Consider the following 6,641-nt stretch of genomic DNA (forward strand, 5'->3'; position numbering starts at 1 on the left):
GTTTTACATTGACTGTGAATGTAGTTTATTTATGTTACTTATTGAAGTGCGGAATGTGGGTTGATAATAAAATTCCCGTGGTTCGCTCGGTTTGCTTTCGAGTAAACATGAAACAACCGAGGACTTGCTAACATCAAGTCCCAAAATTCTTTTATTTTTTTCCATTGGGTTTGTGCGTTAAAACCTCGTTTTGTAGCCTGCGAATCACCCAAAGGCACGTAGCCTAACTCACTCTCAAGGCTGTGCCAATGACGGCGCTACGAGGGAAACTGTAGACGGTGCAACAACCGAGCTTATGAAGGAGTAAAAGCAATTGTGCTTGATTCATCTAAAAAGCCCTAAGTTACTGCACGGTTTTACAGGCGAATTGATTTGGACTCTATCCGCGACTCCCGATGTGGGAGTTTCGCCGGTGAGTTAGTCCGGCTCATCGGGCGATTTACCTAAACTGTTCGTGCAGTATTGCTTCGGCTTCTCTTACGAGGGTTTGTGCTTTTTTATAAAGTTCTGGGTCTGGAAATTCACTGGAAGTCACGATTTGCAAAGCGTCATCGATTAACGCTTTGCAATAATTACAAGAATGCCAAACAAGATAAAAATCCCAAGACGGATCTAAGTGTATTGCAGTTTTAATCGGCAAAGAATTTTCAGTTTTGTCCATGAGAACAAGCTTATTTTGCAGTTTCATAAAGTTTTTTGGGAAGTCGTCGGTAGGCTCATCAGGCGGGTTCATCGTCCATGAGTTCGCTATAGTCCGGGTCGTCTTCATCAGAAGCCCAAACCCTACTGCAAGTTTCACATTTAAAAAATCCGAATTCTTGATCGAATTGATGGGTGCGACGCCGTTGGAAGTGCGATCGCGTCCCAATGCCCAATGCCCAAAAACTAAAAAGCCCCAGCACTTCCAATGCATAGGGCTAAAAACTAAACAATAACCAAATTGAAAAAAATGGAACAACATTACAGAATGACTCTGCAAGATGCTATTGAAAAATATCACGCGGGTGATATTACAATCAAGGGCTTAATTCATTTTTACATACTAATTAAATGTAAACCCGGTTGGAAAATAAAAATAGACTACGACTCAATTAAACAGCTATTACCTGTCAGTAAGTCTTCATTTTACCACGTAATCAGTTGTTTAAAAAAAGAAGGTGTAATTGCTTGGGAAGCTGTTAAAGGTATTCTTGTATCAAGAATCACCCCTGATAATGAGACTTCCATCAGTGTGCCTTCAAAGTCATACACAGAGCCTGATTCCAGAATCCTGGACTCCGAGTCCGGAATCCTGGACTCCGAGTCCGGAATCCTGGACTCGGAATCCGGAATCCCGGACTCCGAGTCCGAAATCCCGGACTCCGAACCTCCAAAACCAGCTACACAAAGCAATTGCAGCGATTCCCCAGATTTAAATCAATCTTTAGATCAACTTTTAAATAACTCTCTCTCCAATGAACAGGAGAGAGAGGATTTTATAGAGTTTGGTAAGAAGAAAGCCGCTTCGCTCCCAAAACCACCAAGCTTATCGTTGTCGTGGATAAGAGCGCACTTCACCGAACTTTTTGATATTTGGCAGAAACAATCAGGAGCAATCACAAATCAAGCTAGTAACAAATGGGAGAATCACCCTCAAAAAGAAGAATGGCTCGACAAAATTAGAACCATAGGCAATGCTGCATTCATTGAGTAAGGGTGGGTTGCCTTCTGCCTTCTGCCTTCTGCCTCCTGCCTTCTGCCTTCTGAAAACGACTGGCACGATCGCTTACCCATCTGTCAACTTCCGGGTTGCGGTCAAAATTCGCGCTGGATGCGATTGGGGGATAAAAACCTTGATATGAGGCTAACTCCGGCAATTTGTCAGCAACTCGATATGCATGAACGCACAGCTTGGCGGCTAACCACTGAGCGCAAAGCCATAGACATACGGTCTTTAGCCAACAAAATGACAATGCCCGCCGTAAAAGAGCGTAACCCCAATGACGAGCGAGAAATTCAGCAGCGCAAAGCTGAGATAGAGGCAATCCCACCCGAAGACTGGCTACGTATGGGAGACGAATATATGTATGGGAAAAAACATGACGATGACTAAGCCGCTTGGGAACTATTAAGTACTTGCGGATAAAAAAATAGCCGCCTGCAAGCGACTACGAACAAAAACCTCGAATTATAAATTATGCATCAACCAAAGCAATTACAGCTGTTTGAGATTCTCATTCAGCCTGAAATCAAGGCAATTTACGATCCTTATTGGGATGAACTAGAGGCGCAAAAAGAGGATACTGTTGAGCAGGTATTGTTAAGCATCAATGCTGAGAGTGAAACTTTCAACGTTGATACACTTATTGCGCCTCAGCAAAATACTAGTGTTCGGGCGCAAATTTCTTTTGATGCCCCTCCGTACAAAAGTGTTCGGGCGCAAGTTGACTATGATACTGCGCCCGAACACAATTACCCTGAGTCGTCGGTAAACCCATATACCTCTAACTCTTATACTCACTGGGTAGAGAAATACTGGGTGAAGCGTCGCGGTGAAAAGCACGACTACTACCGCTATTGCTGGATGGAAGGGAGAAAAAAATACCGCTGCCATATTGCAGGTCGAGCCGGAAGAATTGGCGCTATCCAAAGAAAGGAAGTTGTTATTGAGGCTCTAGCCGACGGTCAATCACCCCAAGAAATTAAACAGCTAATCCGAGGTTTCAGTAATGGCAATGGCTAAACTATTAAGAGAAACGGTCTATATTTTTTAGCAACATATTAATTTAGTTTTCGAGAGTATTTAGGCTGTAACCGCTTTTATATAAGGAATACAGCTATTTTAGCTCTCTAAAATATCTCCCAAGAAGCTATTAAACTAAAATCGCTATCTTTTTGTGGAATCTATCAATTTATCTTTGTCCCGTTTCACTGTTGCCCTAAATAAGCGCAACTCATCCCAGGAACGGCTACTAATCTTAACTTCCCTAGAATGTTGATTGGGATGATAAGACGAGCGTCTCCACTCAATATATTTATCAATCGCTTGTAATATCAAATTACAAGAAAAATCGCCCTGTACGATGAAGGCGAGTGAGGACTTATTATGTTGGTCGAGCCACCTAGCATATTCCAAAATTTGCGGAATAAGTGCAGCGGGAACACGGATAGCTTTTGTAGTTCCACTGTTCCACTTACCACTTACTACTAGTATTCTCCCATGTAGTCTTTCGTCTTCCGCCCTTCATAAAAGCTGTATTGCCATTGTACATGGCAATACAGCTTATCACCTTTATGGGTCAATGCGAATTGACGCCTGCAAATCTTCCGCCTCGTCCCAGGTTACTTGTCCCAATCTTCTAGCCTCATTCCAGGCATCACCGGCTAATTCTTCTAGTAGCAGCGCAAAGCGTGCTGGGTGCCTCACTTGTCCGAGCAAGATAAGGTTATTAATCCGCGTTAAAGACTCCATCAACTCATTTGAAATCATGTTTTTATTGAATTTACGATAATAGTTTTTGTGCTTCTGGTAACACAGAAACGACCTTGTTGACATAGCCGTTATCGGGACAATAACCGGCATCAACAATAAATCTCAAATACTCCCTAGGAGAAGATGAATATTTTTCCCACCCCCGGTACGGCTCTCTGGCGATAAAAAGCCAGTAACCTTTCACCGCATCCTCTAGAGTCGCAAACTTGCAGTAGCTATCAAGCCCGTCGTGCGCTTGATAGGAAACATCTGTACTAATTGCGCTCATTTCCCGACGCCACTTAAGCCCATAGGGGTTGTTGTGTTGTAAAAATAACTTTGATGTTCCCCTCCCTGACTCCACAATCGCTTGTGCTAACTGGGCTACCTTCAATTGGGGATATTGTATTGATGTGCTTTTAAGCACTTTAATAAACTCTTGCCATTTGTTAGTGTCGGGAGTTTTAGGAGTTGGTGTTACGGTTAGCCCGGTTAAACCTCTCACGATCGCAGTCGCCATTTTATCGGCATCAAATAAATCCATATCGGCTTTGGAGTCGATGAAGCAGCATTCCACAAGAATCGCCGGCATACTGGTATTCTTGAGAACGTATAAGTGTGAGCCATCTTTCACCCCACGGTCGGAAAATCCTAAAAAACAGATTGCGTCTACCACTTTTTGAGCTACAGCACTTCCTTTACTACTAGCTGCAAAAACTTCGGCGCCGTGAGCTTGCTTATTGAAAGCATTAAAGTGGATCGAAACAAAAATATCCACCTTTAGTTTGTTTGCGACAAGGCAGCGCTGACTCAACGAACTAGAAACCGAACTGGCTGATTTAGGGCGGCAATCAACAACTTCATGACCCAATGCCTGTAACTGAGCCATAACCTTATGACCGACAGCGAGTGTAAGCCTGTCCTCAAGTTGACCATTTCCACTAGCGCCAGTATCCGGCGGGCACCCATGCCCGCAATCAATTCCATATTTCATAAATTCGCGATCGCTCCTTTAACGCGGTCAATGTCAATTTCTACGTAACGTTCCAAAGCTCTAAAGTCTTGGTGCCCGGTAATTTTCTTGATGGTGTATAAGTCTGTCCCGTTGCGGTGTAGCTTGGTGATGAAGCTCCTCCGGGTGCTGTGAGTTGAGATGCCCTTAGCAGAAAGTCCAGCCTTTTCCACGGCAGCGCGAAGAATCATGTCAGCCCATCGCAGGGAGATTGGTTTTTCGCCAGTGCGATCGGCAAACATATAAACAGAAGTAGAATCAACTTGGTAGCCGCGCAGTGATTCAAGTAGAACTTGATGCACCGGTACTTGGCGCGTAGCGCGTCTACCGTCCGGTGTCGCTTTCCGGGTGCTGGCTCGAAAATTGATGCAATCTCTGGGACTGCCGTCTGGGTTGTAACAATCCTCCCTTTTCAGCTGCACCAAAGCACCCCAGCGTTCGCCGGTGTACCAAGCAAGATCCAAAAACAGTTTGTACTTTTTAGATTTAATTTGCTTGCGAATTTTAGAATAGTCTTCATTGGACAATAAACACGCTTGTCCATGTCTATCATTTTTCAATTACTTTTCCTTCTTGATACTTCCGGTTTAACCACTCGTAATGGTTAAACCGGAACATTCCTATATTTAACTATTGATTAAATACGGCTCTAATCTATTCGCTGTCTACATTTCACGGCATCCGTAATAGTTCTGGATTTACATAAAACCGGAACATTGGCATAAGTTTCATTGCTGACTACAACTGATATGTAAGCTAACCAAGAATACATATGACAGCTTTTACCAAAAGTCAACTTCCAGACAATATAGATACTCTTGAAAAATTAATCGCTTGGGCGGCAACAGCTTGTTATCAGTTGAATAAAACAGCTACAGCAGTTGAAGGTGCTGGCGTTGCTCAACGAGTCGCGCAATTTGGAATTTTTAATGTTGAGTCTAATAATACCAATCGGGTTATTTTACGGCAGAGTCTTGAATTAGAGGAGGATTTCGCAATTAACGGCAAACCTATCTGGGAAGAAGTTAAAGAACTTTCTCAACAACCACTTCCTACTGCCTTTTCACCATTGGTTTCTGTTTCTTAATCAAATAAAAGAAATTGATTCAAACAAAACAAGGCTCAATCGAGCCTATTTTTATTGTTTTTTATTATAAATAATGACTCCAATTGCACCCTTACCGCCTGGACAATTTACCTCACCTTTACCAATAGCGCCACCGATTCCAGGCGCTAATAATATTGTCCCGTTTGAACGACTTCCAGCCAACGAACCTAGTTTAAGTTCGGTTAAGGCTAGTGATGCTGCACAATTCCCAAATCAGATTGATGTTCCAGTTCGCTTCAAGCTATCAGATTCTAATGCAATAAAACAAGTTTCTATAGCTGCGGCAAAAGTGGCTGCACTTTTACAAATCCCAATTGACAAAGTTCCAAATCCTGAACCAGATCCGCCATCTTTAAAGAAAATTAAAAACGGCAAAAACTTTACTGTTTATCGGATTAAGTGGGAAGTTTCTATTATAGGTCTAGATGGGGTAGCGTCTTCTTATCAACAAAACGATCATTTTATTTGGGGACTAATAAAAGGTTACACAGAGTCTAATATTCCTCAACCAACTTATCAGTCAGAGGGTGGAACAAAATACGGTCCTGTTATCTTTTGTGGGGGGGCATGGGGTGGACCGGGAGAAACAGCAAGACCAGTCGATAATCCAACTTTTATTTGGGCTAGCACTCATTATGATTTTCCTGTCGATATTAAATACAAAATCACTATTACAAGCTTAGAAAGGATTGACGGTTTTGTAGAAGACGACGAAAACGAAACTGCACCAGAAACTAAACCGGGGGAAACACCACCGAGTGTTTATCCGCCGCCAGCGCTGCCACCAGTTAATCCACCATCTCCCAATACACCGCCACCAGTCCCAAATCCAGCCCCACCGCCTGGGGATGGAAATAATGTAGTGCCTTATAGACGTCCCCCGACACCAGCGCCAACTCCAGAGCCACCAACACCAATCCCAACACCAACCCCCACCCCCACCCCGACACCCACCCCGACACCCACACCGACCCCAACACCAACCCCAACTCCCACACCAACCCCGACCCCAACTCCCACACCAACCCCGACACCCACACCAACCCCAACCCCATTACCAGACGGTTCGC

General features: G+C 43.7%; 9 protein-coding genes. 5 read left to right on the forward strand and 4 right to left on the reverse strand.

Annotation, left to right across the window (positions count from 1 at the left end; genetic code table 11):
* Window positions 1-439: 439 nt before the first annotated feature.
* Window positions 440-868, reverse strand: a complete 429-nt coding sequence (locus TOL9009_RS39880) for a hypothetical protein (protein ID WP_186227612.1) — start codon at window positions 866-868, stop codon at window positions 440-442.
* A gap of 81 nt (window positions 869-949) precedes the next feature.
* On the opposite strand from TOL9009_RS39880, the gene TOL9009_RS0120570 reads away from it, so the two are divergent.
* The 3 genes from TOL9009_RS0120570 to TOL9009_RS0120580 all read left to right on the forward strand — a co-directional run bounded on the left by TOL9009_RS0120570 (window position 950) and on the right by TOL9009_RS0120580 (window position 2,722).
* Window positions 950-1,693: a hypothetical protein gene (locus TOL9009_RS0120570; protein ID WP_144238287.1), complete on the forward strand. Its 744-nt coding sequence runs from the start codon at window positions 950-952 to the stop codon at window positions 1,691-1,693.
* 117 nt (window positions 1,694-1,810) lie between these two features.
* Entirely contained in the window at window positions 1,811-2,092 is a 282-nt protein-coding gene (locus TOL9009_RS39885; RefSeq protein WP_051502967.1) for a hypothetical protein, read from the forward strand.
* 84 nt (window positions 2,093-2,176) lie between these two features.
* Window positions 2,177-2,722: a hypothetical protein gene (locus tag TOL9009_RS0120580; protein WP_029634450.1), complete on the forward strand. Its 546-nt coding sequence runs from the start codon at window positions 2,177-2,179 to the stop codon at window positions 2,720-2,722.
* A 549-nt stretch (window positions 2,723-3,271) separates the two neighbouring features.
* On the opposite strand, the gene TOL9009_RS0120585 is transcribed toward TOL9009_RS0120580, so the two are convergent.
* The 3 genes from TOL9009_RS0120585 to TOL9009_RS0120595 are packed head-to-tail and all read right to left on the reverse strand — an operon-like array spanning window position 3,272 to window position 5,023.
* Window positions 3,272-3,469, reverse strand: a complete 198-nt coding sequence (locus TOL9009_RS0120585) for a hypothetical protein (protein WP_029634451.1) — start codon at window positions 3,467-3,469, stop codon at window positions 3,272-3,274.
* Window positions 3,470-3,482: 13 nt separating this feature from the next.
* Complete coding sequence (locus TOL9009_RS42250; protein ID WP_051502968.1) at window positions 3,483-4,445, reverse strand: N-acetylmuramoyl-L-alanine amidase; 963 nt, start codon at window positions 4,443-4,445, stop codon at window positions 3,483-3,485.
* On the reverse strand, window positions 4,442-5,023 hold the full coding sequence (locus tag TOL9009_RS0120595; protein ID WP_029634452.1) for a tyrosine-type recombinase/integrase: 582 nt from the start codon (window positions 5,021-5,023) through the stop codon (window positions 4,442-4,444). The genes TOL9009_RS42250 and TOL9009_RS0120595 overlap by 4 nt, the downstream gene beginning before the upstream one ends.
* A 212-nt stretch (window positions 5,024-5,235) precedes the next feature.
* Between TOL9009_RS0120595 and TOL9009_RS39895 the strand changes: the two genes are divergently transcribed.
* Window positions 5,236-5,550: a hypothetical protein gene (locus TOL9009_RS39895; RefSeq protein WP_051502969.1), complete on the forward strand. Its 315-nt coding sequence runs from the start codon at window positions 5,236-5,238 to the stop codon at window positions 5,548-5,550.
* Between the two features lie 73 nt (window positions 5,551-5,623).
* Window positions 5,624-6,641: hypothetical protein (locus tag TOL9009_RS49515; RefSeq protein ID WP_038296482.1), on the forward strand; the 1,018-nt coding region annotated here is incomplete at its 3' end.

The organism is [Scytonema hofmanni] UTEX 2349, from assembly GCF_000582685.1.
Lineage (GTDB): Bacteria > Cyanobacteriota > Cyanobacteriia > Cyanobacteriales > Nostocaceae > Hassallia > Hassallia hofmanni.

What these genes read in the sequence shown, in the direction of transcription:
- TOL9009_RS39885 (WP_051502967.1), top strand. Translation starts at nt 1,811, where the DNA reads ATGCGATTGGGGGATAAAAACCTTGATATGAGGCTAACTCCGGCAATT.
- TOL9009_RS0120570 (WP_144238287.1), top strand. Translation starts at nt 950, where the DNA reads ATGGAACAACATTACAGAATGACTCTGCAAGATGCTATTGAAAAATAT.
- TOL9009_RS0120580 (WP_029634450.1), top strand. Translation starts at nt 2,177, where the DNA reads ATGCATCAACCAAAGCAATTACAGCTGTTTGAGATTCTCATTCAGCCT.
- TOL9009_RS42250 (WP_051502968.1), bottom strand. Translation starts at nt 4,445, where the DNA reads ATGAAATATGGAATTGATTGCGGGCATGGGTGCCCGCCGGATACTGGC.
- TOL9009_RS39895 (WP_051502969.1), top strand. Translation starts at nt 5,236, where the DNA reads ATGACAGCTTTTACCAAAAGTCAACTTCCAGACAATATAGATACTCTT.
- TOL9009_RS0120585 (WP_029634451.1), bottom strand. Translation starts at nt 3,469, where the DNA reads ATGATTTCAAATGAGTTGATGGAGTCTTTAACGCGGATTAATAACCTT.